The sequence below is a fragment of the Cellulomonas sp. P2_B4 genome (assembly GCF_056404795.1).
In genome coordinates this window covers 519,223-533,253 of sequence record NZ_JBFUDI010000003.1, presented here as the reverse complement: position 1 = coordinate 533,253, position 14,031 = coordinate 519,223, and the positions used below count along the sequence as shown (strand labels likewise).

Annotated in this window: 13 protein-coding genes; 4 read left to right on the top strand and 9 right to left on the bottom strand. The window is 70.7% G+C overall.

Annotated features, from left to right (window positions below; translation table 11 throughout):
• Position 1: 1 nt before the first annotated feature.
• The 6 genes from AC1DZC_RS07415 to AC1DZC_RS07390 all read right to left on the bottom strand — a co-directional run bounded on the left by AC1DZC_RS07415 (position 2) and on the right by AC1DZC_RS07390 (position 6,512).
• Positions 2-1,273, bottom strand: coding sequence for a family 1 glycosylhydrolase (locus tag AC1DZC_RS07415; protein WP_477042774.1), 1,272 nt, complete (start codon positions 1,271-1,273; stop codon positions 2-4).
• Positions 1,270-2,121: a carbohydrate ABC transporter permease gene (locus AC1DZC_RS07410; RefSeq protein WP_477038022.1), complete on the bottom strand. Its 852-nt coding sequence runs from the start codon at positions 2,119-2,121 to the stop codon at positions 1,270-1,272. Before AC1DZC_RS07410 ends, AC1DZC_RS07415 begins: the two co-directional genes overlap by 4 nt.
• Complete coding sequence (locus tag AC1DZC_RS07405; RefSeq protein WP_477042773.1) at positions 2,118-3,071, bottom strand: carbohydrate ABC transporter permease; 954 nt, start codon at positions 3,069-3,071, stop codon at positions 2,118-2,120. Before AC1DZC_RS07405 ends, AC1DZC_RS07410 begins: the two co-directional genes overlap by 4 nt.
• A 74-nt stretch (positions 3,072-3,145) precedes the next feature.
• The gene (locus tag AC1DZC_RS07400; RefSeq protein WP_477042772.1) at positions 3,146-4,417 is read right to left on the bottom strand and encodes an ABC transporter substrate-binding protein; all 1,272 of its coding nucleotides are present in this window, start codon (positions 4,415-4,417) and stop codon (positions 3,146-3,148) included.
• A gap of 108 nt (positions 4,418-4,525) precedes the next feature.
• Entirely contained in the window at positions 4,526-5,557 is a 1,032-nt protein-coding gene (locus AC1DZC_RS07395) for a LacI family DNA-binding transcriptional regulator (protein WP_477042771.1), read from the bottom strand.
• A gap of 34 nt (positions 5,558-5,591) precedes the next feature.
• Positions 5,592-6,512 carry an AraC family transcriptional regulator gene (locus tag AC1DZC_RS07390; protein ID WP_477042770.1) on the bottom strand — a complete coding sequence of 307 codons (921 nt, stop codon included), beginning with the start codon at positions 6,510-6,512 and terminating at the stop codon, positions 5,592-5,594.
• A gap of 55 nt (positions 6,513-6,567) precedes the next feature.
• On the opposite strand from AC1DZC_RS07390, the gene AC1DZC_RS07385 reads away from it, so the two are divergent.
• Together AC1DZC_RS07385 and AC1DZC_RS07380 are read left to right on the top strand one after the other, a co-directional pair.
• Entirely contained in the window at positions 6,568-7,374 is an 807-nt protein-coding gene (locus AC1DZC_RS07385; RefSeq protein ID WP_477042769.1) for an MBL fold metallo-hydrolase, read from the top strand.
• Positions 7,365-7,769 (top strand): nuclear transport factor 2 family protein, encoded by a 405-nt coding sequence (locus tag AC1DZC_RS07380; protein WP_477038016.1) that lies wholly within the window; start codon positions 7,365-7,367, stop codon positions 7,767-7,769. Before AC1DZC_RS07385 ends, AC1DZC_RS07380 begins: the two co-directional genes overlap by 10 nt.
• 13 nt (positions 7,770-7,782) lie before the next feature.
• On the opposite strand, the gene AC1DZC_RS07375 is transcribed toward AC1DZC_RS07380, so the two are convergent.
• Positions 7,783-8,466, bottom strand: a complete 684-nt coding sequence (locus AC1DZC_RS07375) for an NADPH-dependent F420 reductase (protein ID WP_477042768.1) — start codon at positions 8,464-8,466, stop codon at positions 7,783-7,785.
• Positions 8,463-9,521: an LLM class flavin-dependent oxidoreductase gene (locus AC1DZC_RS07370; RefSeq protein WP_477042767.1), complete on the bottom strand. Its 1,059-nt coding sequence runs from the start codon at positions 9,519-9,521 to the stop codon at positions 8,463-8,465. The genes AC1DZC_RS07375 and AC1DZC_RS07370 overlap by 4 nt, the downstream gene beginning before the upstream one ends.
• Positions 9,522-9,737: 216 nt before the next feature.
• On the opposite strand from AC1DZC_RS07370, the gene AC1DZC_RS07365 reads away from it, so the two are divergent.
• Both AC1DZC_RS07365 and AC1DZC_RS07360 read left to right on the top strand, forming a co-directional pair.
• Positions 9,738-11,897, top strand: coding sequence for a glycosyltransferase (locus AC1DZC_RS07365; RefSeq protein ID WP_477042766.1), 2,160 nt, complete (start codon positions 9,738-9,740; stop codon positions 11,895-11,897).
• A complete protein-coding gene (locus tag AC1DZC_RS07360) occupies positions 11,894-13,195 on the top strand; it encodes a nucleotide disphospho-sugar-binding domain-containing protein (protein WP_477042765.1) in 1,302 nt (433 codons plus the stop codon). The genes AC1DZC_RS07365 and AC1DZC_RS07360 overlap by 4 nt, the downstream gene beginning before the upstream one ends.
• Here AC1DZC_RS07360 and AC1DZC_RS07355 read toward each other — a convergent pair.
• Positions 13,138-13,836, bottom strand: coding sequence for a hypothetical protein (locus AC1DZC_RS07355; protein WP_477042764.1), 699 nt, complete (start codon positions 13,834-13,836; stop codon positions 13,138-13,140). The two genes, AC1DZC_RS07360 and AC1DZC_RS07355, sit on opposite strands and share 58 nt — an antisense overlap.
• Between the last annotated feature and the right edge of the window lie 195 nt (positions 13,837-14,031).

The following is a 14,031-nucleotide window of genomic DNA, read 5'->3' as shown; positions in this document are numbered from 1 at the left end:
GCTATTCCCTCGGTCGGGTCGTCGTGCGGTTCTGGGAGGCGTGCTGGCGGTAGCGGGAGGCGACGGGGTTGGCGACCCGCAGCAGCCCGTCGGGGCTCTCGACGAGGTCGTGCAGCCCCATGGGCAGGAGGTGGTCGGCCCGGGGTCGGTCGCTGTGCCGCCAGGTCCACTCGTACATGTCGAAGAGCGGCCACCACGTGTAGCCGACGAGGTCGGCACCTTCGGCCCGCATGGCGTGGACGAGAGCGACGGAGTCGTCGAGCCAGCGCAGGCGCTCGGCCACGGTGCCGGTCACGCAGGTCTCGGTGATCATGACCGGCGCGCCGTACCGGGACGCGAACGTGGTGATCGCCTCTCGGAGCCCGTCCGTGCCGCGGTCGACGCTCGGGCGCGGGTCGACGAATCCGCCGGCGTGCTGCACGCCCGGTTCGAACAGCTCCGTGGAGTGCCGGGGGTAGTAGTTCACGCCCATGACGTCAGGTTGCACGGCGTGAGCGGCGAACCAGGCCAGGGTGTCGTCCCCGGCCGCCTCGGCGATGACTTCGCGCAGGGGGTGGTCACGATCGACGCGGCCCGTGACCAGGTCTTCGATGAGGTGGACCTGGTGGCGCAGACGGGTCGCCTCGACCCGGTGCTCCGGTGCCGTGTCGTCCCCGACGAAGCCCATGGCGGCGTCGACGTGCACGAACGTGGCGGCGGCGCCGACGGCGTCGAGGATCGCGCGCTGGGTGCTCACGAAACCTTGCGCGAGGTTGATCGCGATCCGCGTGAACCCGTCGGATCCCTGCAGGTAGGGGGGCCAGTACCCGTACTCGCCGCAGAACAGGGCGTGCACGACGGGCTCGTTGACCGGGGTGTAGTCGCTGAACCGGTCGGCGAACCGCTCGGCGAGACGGTGGGCGTACTCGGCCACGTGCTGCGGGTAGTCGGGGTGGGCGAACTGGTCCTCGAGCCACAGCGGTGTCCCGTAGTGCAGCACGTCGATGATCGGGCGGAGTCCTTGCTCGAGCAGCGCGTCGACGGCGCGGTCGGTCCACGACCAGTCCCAACGGCCCTGTTCCGGGCTGACGCGGTACCAGGGGACTCCCCAGCGGATGAGCTCGGCGCCGACCCCTGCGGCCAGCGCGAAGTCCGCCGCATAGCGCGTCGTGTGCTCGGTGAGGTCGTACTCGTCGATCGCACGTTCTCCGGTCCGCGACTGGGGGACGAACGTGTCCTCGATACCCAGGGCGAAGTGCAGTCGCCCGTCGGCGAACCAGCGGGGCGCGGTCACTTGAGCCCCGTCGTCGCGACCGACTCGATGAACCGGCGCTGCATCAGCAGGAAGAGGATCGCCAGGGGCAGCACCGCGATCAGGGAGCCGGCCATCATCGTGCCGTAGGGCACGATGCCGCTCGGCCCGGTGAGCAGGGTCAGGCCCGAGGTGATCGTGCCCATGTCGGGCGTCGTCGTGAACACCAACGGCCACAGCAGGTCGTTCCAGTTGTTGACGAAGGTGAATATCGCGAGCGTCATGAGCGCCGGGACGGCGTTCGGCAGCACGATCGACCGGAAGATGCGCAGCTCGCTGGCGCCGTCGATCCGGGCGGCGTTGTCCAGGTCCCGTGGCAGCGAGATGAAGAACTGCCGCAGGAAGAAGATGCCGAAGGCGTCGGCCGCCCGGGGCGCGATCATGCCGGGAAAGGTGTTGACCAGGCCCAGGTGGGCGACGAGCTGGTAGACGGGGATCAGGGTGGCCTGGAACGGGATCATCAGGCTCGCGACGATCGCCGTGAGCAGCAGCCGGTTGCCGCGGAAGTCGAGCCTGGCCAACGCGTAGGCGGCCAGGGAGTCGAACAACAGGGCGAACGCCGTGACGCCACCGGCGAAGACGAAGCTGTTCAGCAGCAGCCGGGCGAACGGCAGGTCGGTGAAGATGCGGCTGAAGTTCGCGAACGTCCAGGAGCTGGGCACCAGGGTCGGCGGGAAGGCGTTGACCTCCGCGGTCGGTTTGAACGCGGTGAAGACGATGACGAGCACCGGCAGCAGCATGATCAGCGTCAGCACGGTGACCACGACCACCAGCAGCCAGCGCGAGACCAGCGGTCCGGATCGGGCTCGGGGGACGGCGATGGTGCTCATGCGGCGGTGTCCTTCTCACGCTTGCCGAAGAATCGGAACTGGATCAGGGAGAGCACCAGGGTGGCCAGCAGGAGCACGTAGGACAGCGCCGCTGCGAGGCCGAGGTCGAGCTTCTTGAAGCCCTCTTCGTAGATCTCCATCACCACGGTCTGGGTGGTCCGGTAGGGGCCGCCGCCGGTCATCACGTAGATCTGGTCGAACGCCTGCAGAGCCGCGATCATCGCGAAGATCACCACGAAGGTCAGCGTGCTGGACAGCTGAGGAACGGTGACGTGCACGAAGCGCCGCCACGCGCCGGCACCGTCGAGCTTGGCCGCCTCGTACAGCGAGGCGGGGATCTGCTGCAGCCCGGCGATGAAGATGACCATGTAGAAGCCGAGGCTCTTCCAGATCGCGACGAGCACGACGGTCGGCATGGCCCAGGTGGGGTCCTGCAGGACGTTGCCGACGTGGATGCCGAGCGCGCGCAGCCAGTAGGTGAGCAGGCCGATCTGGGGATCGAGCAGATAGCTCCAGGCGAAGGCCGCGACGGCCAGCGAGACGATGAACGGGATGAAGAGCGCGGTACGGAACACGTCGCGCCCGAGCAGCGCGCGATTGGTCAGCAGCACGGCCAGACCGAGCGCCACGAGCAGCGCGGTCGGGGTGAACAGGGCGGTGTACAGCGCAGTGTTGCCGAGCGTGGTGCGGATCTTCGGGTCGGTGAAGACCTGCACGTAGTTGTCCAGGCCCACCCAGCTGGGGACGCCGAACCCGCTGGCGTCCGTGAAGGAGAGCCGCAGTGCCGAGATCATCGGCCAGGCGACGAAGGCGAGCAGGATGAGCAGCGCCGGTGCCATGAAGAGGGCAGCGATCCGTGCCTGCTGGCGGGCCGCTACCGGCCGGCCGCCCAGAGGCGCCGGTGCCCGATAGGGCTTCTTCGCACGAGGTGCGCGCAAGGTCGTGGCCATCAGGTTCCTTCGTCGAGACGACCGGCCGCCGCTGCAGGCGTGTGCGCCGGCGGCCGGTCGTCGGTCCGGTGGGCTCAGTCGTCCAGCGACTGCTGGGCAGAGGCCGACGCTGTCTTGAGCAGATCCGCCGGGTCACCGCCGGCGAGCGCCTTCTGCGTCGCCTCGTCGACCGCCTTGAGCACATCGGTGCTGTTGGCGACGCCGGGCAGGAGTGGACGTGCCGTCCCGGACATCGCCGTCAGCGCGGCGACGATCGGGTTCGAGGCGACGTCTGCGGCCGGGATGTCGGTGCGCAACGGGGGCCAGCCGGAGCCGAGCGACCACTGCGTGGCCACGTCCTTGGTGTAGAAGTAGTCGAAGAACTTCTCCGCGGCGGCCTTCTTGGCCTCCCCGGCCTTCGCCGTGACGGCCGCAGAGATCCCGATCGCCGAGGAGGCCTGCTCCTCGGGACCCGCGGGGATCGCCGCGATGCCGTAGTCGATGTTGTTCTCGGTGGCGACGCCGGCCATCCAGGGACCGCCGACCTCCATGGCGGCCTTGCCGGAGGAGAAGAGCTTGTCGGAGGCGACGCCGTCCAGACCGGTCGGGCTGATCTTGTCGTTCGTCACGGCGTCGGCCCAGTAGGTCAGTGTCTCGACGTTCGCCTTGGAGTCGAGGACGGACTTCGACCCGTCCACGAGGTCGCCGCCGTTGCCGTAGAACAGGCTCGCCCACACACCGTTGCCCACCGTCGCGTGGTCGGGCAGGGCAAGCCCGTACTGCTCCGGGGTGCCGTCACCGTTCTCGTCGATGGTGAGCTTCTTGGAGTCGGCGACCCAGTCGTCCCAGGTGGTCGGGAACTCGGTGATGCCGGCGGCGGCGAACAGCGCCTTGTTGTAGATCACGGACAACGGGACGAAGCCGGTGGGGACGCCGTAGGAGGAGCCGTCCACCTTCACCATGTCGACGGCGTTCGGGTTGAGCGAGGCGGCCTTCGTGGCGTCGCTGGCGTAGAAGTCGTCCAGCGTCGCGAACGCGCCCTTGGAGGCGTAGACGGGCAGGTTCTCTGCAGGCAGGGCGACGATGTCGGGGCCCTGGTTGGCCGAGAGGGCGGTCAGGAGCGTGTCGCCGATGACCGCCCAGGTCTTCGTGGTCGTCTCGATCGTGACGTCCTTCTGAGACGCGTTGAAGTCCTGGACGATCTGGTCCAGGACCTTGCCGTCTGCCTCCGTGTAGCCGTGCCAGAAGGTCAGCGTGACAGGACCGGAGGGGGAGGAGCCCGACGAGCCGGTCGAGTCCGAGCACCCGGCCAGCGCAAGAGCCGAGCCCGCAGCGAGCGCCGCGAGCGCCGCAACCATCTTCTTCATTGAATGGCCTCTCTGGGGATCGACCACGTCGTCGATCTTCGGTTTCAACGTTGCAATTCCAACGTTGAAACGGAGTCTAAGCGCGAGGATCAGAGGCGTCAAGACGGATCAGAGGGCGGGACTGGGAACGAGCGCCGGGGCGGACTCCCGGATGACCAACGTCGCGGGCACGGCCACCATCTGTGGCGCTTGACGTCTCGGTGTCCCTTCGGCGATCCGCCGGATGACGGCGTCGACCGCCGCCTGCGCGATGAGTGCGCGGTGCGGGTCGATCGTCGTCAGGCTCGGCAGCGCGAACTGCGCCTCCGCGACATCGTCGAAGCCGACGACGGCCACCTCGTCGGGCACGCGCAGCCCGTCACGAACGAGCACCCGCAGGGCGCCGAGGGCGAGCTCGTCGTTCAGCGCGAAGATGGCGTCGAACGGGACGCGGCGAGCCAGCAGCTCGCGTGCGGCGTCGGCGCCATCGGTGCGGTGCCATCCCTCGTGGAACACCACCAGCTCCGGATCGACCTCGAGACCGGCCTCGCGCAGCGCCGTCGCATAGCCCTCGAGCCGCAGCGAGGCCGAACCCATCTGCTCGCCCTCATGGGCTCCGAGCACCGCGATGCGGCGGCGGCCGAGCTCGAGCAGGTGGCGGGTCGCCGCAGCGGCGCCGTCCACGTTCTGCATGGTGACGTGATCCGTCGGGCCGTTGAAGATCCGCTCACCGAGCAGCACCAACGGGTAGGGCACGTCGAGCACGTCGGCATCGTCGGGCGAGAGCCCGAGCGGGGAGAAGAGCAGGCCGTCCATCATCGCGACCCGCGGGCCACGGAGCAGCTCGATCTCCGTCGAGCGGTCGCCCCCGGTCTGCTCGATGAGCACGACGTACCCGTGCTGCTGTGCCGCCGCCAGGACCGCGTCCGCGAGCTCGGCGAAGTAGCTGAACCGCAGCTCCGGCACCGCCAGGCCGATCACTCCCGTGCGGCCGGCGCGGAGGTTTCGTGCCGCGAGGTTCGGCACGTAGCCGATCTGGGCGATCGCGTCCTCGACCCTCTTCCGGGTCGCCGGCTTCACAGGTACCGAGCCGTTGACGACGTTCGAGACCGTCTTGATCGACACGCCCGCGAGAGAGGCGATGTCTCGAAGCGTCCCCATCGATCCCCCTCGGTCCGGCGTGTGTCGAGACATCCTAGAGGCGCGAGGGACGCGGCGAGGCGGAGCGCTCGTCGCCGAATCCTCGGCTCCACCGGCGAAAGGCGCCCGGCGTCATGCCCGCCTGCCTCAGGAAGTAGGCGGAGAAGTTCGAGGGGTCGTCGAATCCCAGCTCCTCGGCGATCTGCAGGACGGAGGTGTCGGCGTGGCTCAGCTGCCGTCGGGCCTCCAGCAGGATGCGCTCGTCGATGAGCTCTTTCGCTGAGAGACCGGTGTGCTGGCGCGCCAACCGGGTCAGGGTGCGTGCTGAGTAGCCCAGGCGGTCGGCGTACTGGCCGACCTTGTGCCAGCTCCGGAAGTGCTCTTCGACCTCGTCGCGGAACCAGCCGTATGCCTCGTGGGTGGCCGCGGGCACCGGTGTGCCACCGGAGTCCTTGGCTCGCTCGAGCTCGACCAGGAGGGTGCCGAGGGAGTGGGCGAGTGCGACCTGGTGCAGGTCGTTGCGCCCGCGCGGTCCCGTCGCGGCGATCCGGTTCAGAAGGCCGAGCGCATCGATCGTCGGCGTGCCCGCCAGGTCTGACGCGGGCCAGAGGCTCTGCGAGCGCACGAGGTCCGGCCGGACCAGGGAGCGGGTGCCGTCGGTGGCGCCGCGCGGACCGAACATCACCACCGGTCCCTCGATGTCGGCGATCGTCCCCCAGCGGTGGACCTGTCCTGCGCGTACCCACAAGACGTCCCCGGGGTGCAGCGTGTGTTCGCGGAAGTCCACCGTGTGCACGGTGGTGCCGCTCTCGATGTGCATGAGCAGGTCGAAGTCGAGGCGTTGCGAGGTGAGGAACTCGTGCCGTCCGCCGCGGTCACGGATGCCCCGCACGGTGTTCACCTCGATGTCGCCGACGCTCGCCGCGGGGGGTGTGAAGTGCACCCGACGGATCTCGCCGTGTCCAGTTTTAACCATCGGCATCCCCGTTCTGACCGTGTGGTGTCCTGGCGTGGATCCTAGGCTCACCATTATGGCAAAGCTCACGTACACGATCCTGGACGCGACCGACGCGTCGCTGAACAAGACCAGCGTCCTGGTCGCCGGCCAGACCGAGGCCGTCGTCGTCGACGCGGGCTTTACGCGCGCGGACGGGCACCGGATCGTCGCCGCGGTGCTCGACTCCGGCAAGGAGCTCACGACGGTCGTCGTCACTGCGGGCGATCCCGACTTCTACTTCGGCGCGGAAGTCATCGCCGACGCGTTCCCCGAGGCCCGCTTCCTCGCTCCGGCCGACGTGATCGAGCACATCCAGCACAGCTACCAGGGCAAGCTGCAGGCCTGGGCGCACCTCGGCGCCAACCTGCCCACCCGCCTGGTCGCCATGGCCTCGCTCGCCGAGCCGACGCTGACCGTCGACGGCGTCACCATCGAGGTACGCCGAGGCAGCGACCTGCTCGGCGACCGGGCGTGGTACCTCTTCGAGCCGGAGTCGCGGGCACTGTTCGGCGGGGTGCTCCTGTTCGAGGGGCTGCACGTGTGGACCGCCGACTCCCCGACACCTGAGCTGCGAGCCGAGTGGATCCGGGTCCTGGACCACCTCGAGGCGCTCGCACCCTCCTTCGTCGTCGCCGGGCACAGGGTGGCAGGGGCCCCGACGGACCTCACCGCGATCGCCCACACCCGGGGCTACCTCGAGAACTTCGAGAAGGTCATCGCCGCGTCCGCGGATGGCGCCGAGGCCGAGGCCAGCCTGACGAACGCCTACCCGGACGCCGGCCTGACGATCGCCGCACAGCTCGGCACCAAGGTCGCCAAGGGGGAGATGTCATGGGGCTGAACCCCGAGGACGCTCCGGCCCAGGTCGTCCGGCGCCAGTACATCGCGTCGGCGCAAGGAGACCTCGAAGGCCTACGCGCGACTCTCGCCCCCGACGTGGAGTGGACCGAGATGGCCGGCTTTCCGCTGGCAGGCACCTACCGCACGCCCGACGGCGTGACGAGCAACGTGATGGAGCGGCTGGGGGCGGAGTGGGAGGACTGGACCGCCCACGACGACACCTATGTCGCCGAGGGCGAGCACGTCGTCGTCCTGGCCCGCTACACCGCTCGCCACCGAGTGACCGGCAAGCAGCTGGCGGTGCGCGTCGCCCACCACTTCGTCGTTCGTGGCGGGCTCATCGTCAGGTTCGAGCAGTTCGTCGACACCGCCCTCGTCCGCGACGCGGCCAGCTGACCGGTCCGGCTGCTCAGGGGACCTCGTCGAGTCGGAGGTGCTGCTCGTGCTCGTCGACCGCGGGTGCGACGAGGGTGCGCAGCTCGTCGGCAGTGACGTTGGCCCCGAACGCCGGTGTGCCGGGCTGCAGCAGTGCCCCGGCGGAGAGCGGTCCGATCGGCAGGGGCTCGAAGCCGAGGCCGTCCACGAGGGCGGCGACGGCGGCGACATCGGTCTCGTCGTCCCCCGCGATGGCGATGGCCTTGCGCCCGGACGAGCCGGACCGGGTCTCGTCCTGGAGGTCGTGGTAGCCCATGTGGTTGAACGCCTTCACGACGCGCGAGCGGCCGAGGTGCTCCTGGACGAGCTCGCTGGTCGTGGTGCGAGGATCGGCGAGGTCGTCGCGGACTCCGTCGGTCTCCCACCAGTAGTTCATGGCGTCGACGACGACCTTGTCCTGCAGCTCGGGGACCGGCAGCTTGCCGAGCTTGCCGAGCGGGAGGGCGAGGATGACCAGGTCGGCGTCGCGAGCCACGTGGGCGGGCCAGGCCGGGACGGCACCGGGCGTGAGGACCTCCGTCGTCAGGGCGATCCTGTCCGGATCCCCGGACCCGGCTATCAGCACCCGATAGCCGGCGGCGACGGCGAGACGTGCGAGGACCGTGCCCAGCTTACCGGCGCCCAGGATGCCGATCGTGCGGGGGTGCGTGCTGCTCATCGGGTGGCCGCCACGGCCGGTTCGTCGGCGAGCAGCTCGCGCACCATCGGGATCACCTTGCTGCCGTAGAGCTCGACCGCGTCCAGCCGCGCGGAGGCAGAGACGGCCCCTGCCGCGGAGTAGATGAGGTCGAAGCGCCCGACGTCCAGGGCGCGGATGGCGTGGGCCATCTTGCGTGCGACGGTCTCCGGTGAGCCCACGTACAGGGAGCCCTGGGCGATGTCCGCCTCGAACTCCTCGCGGCGCAGGGGCGGCCAGCCGCGCAGTGCCCCGATGCGATCACGCATCTGCTTGTAGCCGGGGTAGAAGAGGGCTCGGGCCTCGTCGTCGGTCGCGGCGACGAAGCCGGGAGAGTGCATCCCGACGGGGTAGGCGGTCGTGCCGAGCTGCTCGGTGGCACGCCGGTACAGCTCCACGTAGGGAGCGAACCGGTCGGGTGCGCCGCCGATGATGGCGAGCATCAGCCGGAACCCGTAGCGCGCCGTGCGCACGACGGACTGAGGGGAGCCGCCGACCCCGACCCACGTCGTCAGGCGTCCGGACTCGGTCTTCGGGAACACGTCCGCCTCGAAGAGCGGCGCCCGCTTGGAGCCCTCCCAGGTGACGGGCGACTCGTCGAGCAGCCGATGAAACAGGTCGATCTTCTCGTCGAAGAGCACGTCGTAGTCGGCCAGGTCGTAGCCGAAGAGGGGGAAGGACTCAGTGAAGGATCCCCGTCCGAGGATCACCTCGGCACGCCCGTTCGAGAGGGCGTCGACGGTGGCGAATCGCTGGAAGACGCGCACGGGGTCGTCGGACGACAGCACCGTGACCCCGGAGGCCAGGCGGATGCGGGAGGTCGCCGTGGCGATCCCGGCGAGGACCGTCTCCGGTGTGGAGATCGCGTACTCCGGCCGGTGGTGCTCACCGAGGGCGATGACGTCGACGCCCACCTGGTCGGCGAGGACCGCTTCATCGAGGGTCGCTCGGATCGCCTGAGCGTGCGAGACCACCTTCCCGTCACCGTCGCGCGGGAGGTCGCCGAACGTGTCGACGCCGAACTGGATCTCAGACATGACGCCCCTTCTGGAGGATCTGGAACACGATGATTGAACGCTCAACTATGTTTCCGGGCAACCGCCTGATCCGGCGACGTATTCCCGTCTGTCCCTCGTTGGCACACCGGGTCGAACCGATCCTGAGAGCTCTCCCAGGAACTCGACGAGCCGGGTCCCGGGGGTCGACCTAGCATCGGACCGGCGTCGCTCGGCGCCGTCGAGCGGAGGACGCACGTGGGTATCCAGACGTCGCTCGACGCGCTCCGTGCGGCCGACCGCATCGTCGACGGCATGCGCCTCGCCGACGAGCTGGCGTTCGAGAGCACCCGGGATCCCGGCGTCCGGACGATCCGCGTGCTCACGGGGGCGCTGCAGGACTCCGACCAGCTGGTGGCGATCGCCGCGGTGCACGCTCTGGGCAGGATCGGCGACGACGAGGCATCGCGTGCCTTGACGGGGCTCCTGTCCGATCCCCGACAGTTCATCCGCGAGCACGCCGCGTGGGTGCTGGGCTCCGGGCTGCCGCGCGCCGACGCGGTCGCGCGGCTCATCGCCATGATCGACGTCGGCGGGTTCGGCGCGATGCTCGCCCAGCGGACGCTGGAGCAGTGGTCCGCCGGCGCACCGGAACCCGTGGCGGTCGGTCTGGAGGTCGCCCTGCTCGGGGTGACCGAACCCGAGGCGCGAGCCCGGATCACGGAGACCCTGGGGCTGGTCAGGCATGCCGTCGCCGTCCGGCCCCTGCTGGCGCTCGCCGGGGACGGAACCGAGGGCGCGCGGGTGCGCGGCGCGGCGGTCGCCGCCCTCGGCCAGCGGCCAGGCGACACCTCCGTCATCGGCCTGCTCGACAGACTGGCCGCGGGTGCCGACGAGCTGGCGGACGTCGCACGGTTGTCGCTCGTGGACATCGGCGCATCCGCATCGTGGCGGCGCGACACCGCGCACGACGGCCTGAGCATCGCCCAGCTCTTCCTGCACGCGGACATCGACGCGGGGCTGAGCTCCGCGGGCGCGGGCGACAACGGGGGGATCGCGACCCTGCTGGTGCGCCTCGGCGACGCGCTCGTCGCCGGGCCTCGCGGGACGCGGAAGGTGGACCGGGTGCTGACCATCTCCCGCGGTTCCGTGGCGGAGGCCGCGGCCGACCTGGGCGCGCTGAGCGGCACCGGCCACCACTACGGCCGCGTCCCTCTGCGGCACGAGCCGGTGCCCATGGCGGCGGCGTGGGAGCTGCGGGTCGCGGCGCGCCGCGGCATCCGACGGATCCTGCGGAGCGCCGGTGGTGTCGATCTGATCCACCTGCGCATGGCCGACGTGGGCAGCCTGGCGGCGGCCGACGTCGCGAGCGAGCTCGACCTCCCTGTGGTCTTCACGGTGGCTCCGGACCCGCATGCAGTCATCCGGTCGCTCGACGTCGCGGGTCGCCTGACCCGGGAGAACTTCGGCACGGTCGACGAGGTGGAGCACTTCTGGTTCCGGGCGCGGCTGGTGCAGCGCCTGGCCGCCAACGCCGCGCACACCGTGCTGTTCCCGCGCCCCGCGTTGCCACGCGACATGCGCGAGCTGGTCGGCATCGACATCACGGCGCACCCCGAGCGGCACACGATCGTGCCCGAGGGCGTGGACCTCGTCGTCGTCGACCGTGCCGTGGCCGAGGCGGAGGCGCACGCCGCAGGCGGTCAGCCGACGGAGGCGCTGCGCGAGCTGCGTGATCTGGTCGCGGCCCTGCCCGGCGAGCGACGATCGCTCCCGCTCATCGTCAGCGTGGGGCGGCTCCACCGGGTCAAGGGCGTCGCCACGCTCGTCGAGGCATGGGCCGACGGCGCGCTGCGCGACCGTGCGAACCTCCTCGTCGTGGGGGGTGACCTCGAGCACCCTTCCGCCGACGAGCGCGAGCAGCTGGACCTCATCGAGGCTGTCGTGCCCGCCGCCCAGCGGGCCGCCGCAGGCCTGCTCCTTCCCGGTCATCGACCCAACGACGTGGCCGCCCGCTGGGTCGCTGCCACGCGTACCGGCCTGCCCGGGCTGACCGCACCACGCGGCGTCTACGTGTGCGCGAGCCTCAAGGAGGAGTTCGGCATCGCGCTGCTCGAGGCGATGGCGTCCGGCCTGGTCGTCGTGGCCCCCGACGGCGGTGGGCCGGCCACCTACGTCGATCAAGGCGTCACCGGGTTCATGACCGCCACCTGGCACGCCGACCGGCTCACCGCCGCCATCGGGTCCGCGCTCGACGCGTCGCTCGCCGAGACGGACGGTCGACGGGCGGCCCTGTCGCACGCGACCGTCGCCGAGAGCTTCACGATCCAGCGCATGGCGGGCACCCTCGGTGACCTGTACCGACGCGTCGCGGCCGACGAGCTGGCGGACCGCTCGTCCCTGGTCGGTCACGGATGACCCTGATGATCATCTGCCCGGACTACGCCTCGCACCTGATCCCTCTGGCGACCTTGGGAACGGCGTGGCGCGACGCGGGTGAGCGGGTGGTCGTCGCCGGCGGTGACGCGACCGCAGGCATCGTCGCCTCGTTCGGCTACGAGCGCGTCCCCCTCCAGCTCGGCCGAGGGTCGAACCCCGGCATCATCCGGGCGGAGCAGCAGGCGGACGAGGAGGCGGACTCGCTGCGCGGGTTCTTCGACGCGACGCGCCAGGGGATGGTGCCGACCCTGGCGTACCAGGCCCGCGAGCGGCTGGTCGACCTCATGTGGCAGCCGGTGGAGAAGGCCCGCGCAACCCTGGCCGTCGTGGACGCGGTGCGGCCCGACGCCCTCCTGGTCGACCACCTCGCGTACAGCGCGCGGCTCGCACTGTGGGCCGAGGCGGTGCCGTACGGCGACGTGGTGCTGGGCCACCCGACCGCGCTGCCCGTGGGCGACGAGGTCTACGGATGCCCTCCGGTCTGGCCGCGAGCGTTCCGACCCGACCCGGGCGGCCTCGCCGATCTCGACGCCCTGTGCCGTCGGGTGTCCGCCGGGTTCACCGCCGAGTGGAACGCGGCCGCCACCGAGCTGGCGCCGGGGATCGCACCCGCCGACGACGCGTTCGCCCTGCACGGTCCTCTCGTGCTGTACCACTACCCGGAGCAGCTGGCCGCGCCCGAGCGCGCCCCCGCCCTCCCGCCGCACCGGTACCTGGGCGGCAGCCTCCGGACCGAGCCCGCGGACCCCGACGTCGACGCGTGGCTCGCCTCCGCGGAACCGTTCGTGTACGTCAGCTTCGGCACCTTCCTGTCCGTCCGAGCCGACGTGCTTCGCACCGTGGTGGGCGCACTGCGCGAAGCCGGGGTGCGGGCTGCGGTCGCCAGCGGCTCCACGCCCACCGCCGAGCTGGGTGATCTACCGGCGGGCTGGCTCGTCCGCGAGTATCTCCCGCAGGTGCGCCTGCTCCGCGAGGCGGCGCTGCTGGTGACGCACGGCGGCAACAACTCCGTCACCGAGGCCGTCGGCACGGCCACACCCATGCTGGTCCTGCCGTTCTCGACGGACCAGTTCGCCGGTGCCGCTGCCATCGAGCGCGTCGGCGTCGGCGAGGTGCTCGACCCCAACCGCGCCTCCGTGAGCGAGCTGCGCGAGGCGGTCGGCCGGCTGCTGAGCCGCTCCGACACGACCCTCCTGGACACGGCGGCCGACTCCCTCGCTCACGACCCGGGCCCGGCCAGGGCGTTGCGCGCACTCCGCGCCTCGGCGATCAGCTGAGCCATGCCCGCACGGTCGCCCGCGACCGCCTCGTAGCGTGCCATCAGGGCGGCGTTCGCCTCGTACTGGGCGCCGCGTCGTGCCGCCTGGACGTGGTGCAGCGCGTAGACGCGCCCATCGACCCGCACGGGCGGGCGCCCGAGCATCGTCTCGTGAGCGAGGTACCACGCGGCATCCTCGAATCCCCACCCCCGGAACCGCTCGTCCTGGCCGCCGTGAGCGAACCACGTACGGGGCGTCGTGACGGTGACGCCCGAGCACGCGCCCCGCACGAGATCGAAGTCGCAGTCCTCGGCAGGCACCCCCGCGGCGTACTGCGCGGTGCCGGCGGCGCCGAACCACCGGTACTCCGTGTACGGCAGGTGCACCGCCCGCGTCGTGGCCGCCTCGTCGATCGCGCGCAGCAGCGGGTCCCGTTCCGGGATGGTGTCCGCGTCGTTGAGCACCACGACGTCGTCGTCGGCCCCGGTGTCGACCGCTCTGTTGCGGCACCGCGCGACGTTGAAGACCGTGTCACCGGAGTCGATCGTGCGCAGCTCCATGTCCGGCAGGTTCTGCTGGTACCAGGTGACCAGGCGGTCGAACGCGTCGAGTCGGGACGGTTGAGGACGCCACGGCACGACGACGACCACGGAGCTCACGCCGACCGCCACGAGGTGATGCCGCGCACGGCGCGGGGGAAGCGGTCCATCCGACGAACGTTCCAGGACCGCCCGACGAACCGCAACCGCACGGCGCGCTTCGCGACGAGGGGGGCGGGAGCTCGGCGTCCGTCGCTCGTCGGGCCGGGTCGAAGATGCTCCGCCATGGTGGTGTTGTGATGGTGAGTCGTGGGA

Coding starts and splice junctions, on each gene's coding strand:
- AC1DZC_RS07410 (WP_477038022.1), bottom strand. CDS start 2,121: ATGAGCACCATCGCCGTCCCCCGAGCCCGATCCGGACCGCTGGTCTCG.
- AC1DZC_RS07405 (WP_477042773.1), bottom strand. CDS start 3,071: ATGGCCACGACCTTGCGCGCACCTCGTGCGAAGAAGCCCTATCGGGCA.
- AC1DZC_RS07400 (WP_477042772.1), bottom strand. CDS start 4,417: ATGAAGAAGATGGTTGCGGCGCTCGCGGCGCTCGCTGCGGGCTCGGCT.
- AC1DZC_RS07395 (WP_477042771.1), bottom strand. CDS start 5,557: ATGGGGACGCTTCGAGACATCGCCTCTCTCGCGGGCGTGTCGATCAAG.
- AC1DZC_RS07390 (WP_477042770.1), bottom strand. CDS start 6,512: ATGGTTAAAACTGGACACGGCGAGATCCGTCGGGTGCACTTCACACCC.
- AC1DZC_RS07385 (WP_477042769.1), top strand. CDS start 6,568: ATGGCAAAGCTCACGTACACGATCCTGGACGCGACCGACGCGTCGCTG.
- AC1DZC_RS07380 (WP_477038016.1), top strand. CDS start 7,365: ATGGGGCTGAACCCCGAGGACGCTCCGGCCCAGGTCGTCCGGCGCCAG.
- AC1DZC_RS07375 (WP_477042768.1), bottom strand. CDS start 8,466: ATGAGCAGCACGCACCCCCGCACGATCGGCATCCTGGGCGCCGGTAAG.
- AC1DZC_RS07370 (WP_477042767.1), bottom strand. CDS start 9,521: ATGTCTGAGATCCAGTTCGGCGTCGACACGTTCGGCGACCTCCCGCGC.
- AC1DZC_RS07360 (WP_477042765.1), top strand. CDS start 11,894: ATGACCCTGATGATCATCTGCCCGGACTACGCCTCGCACCTGATCCCT.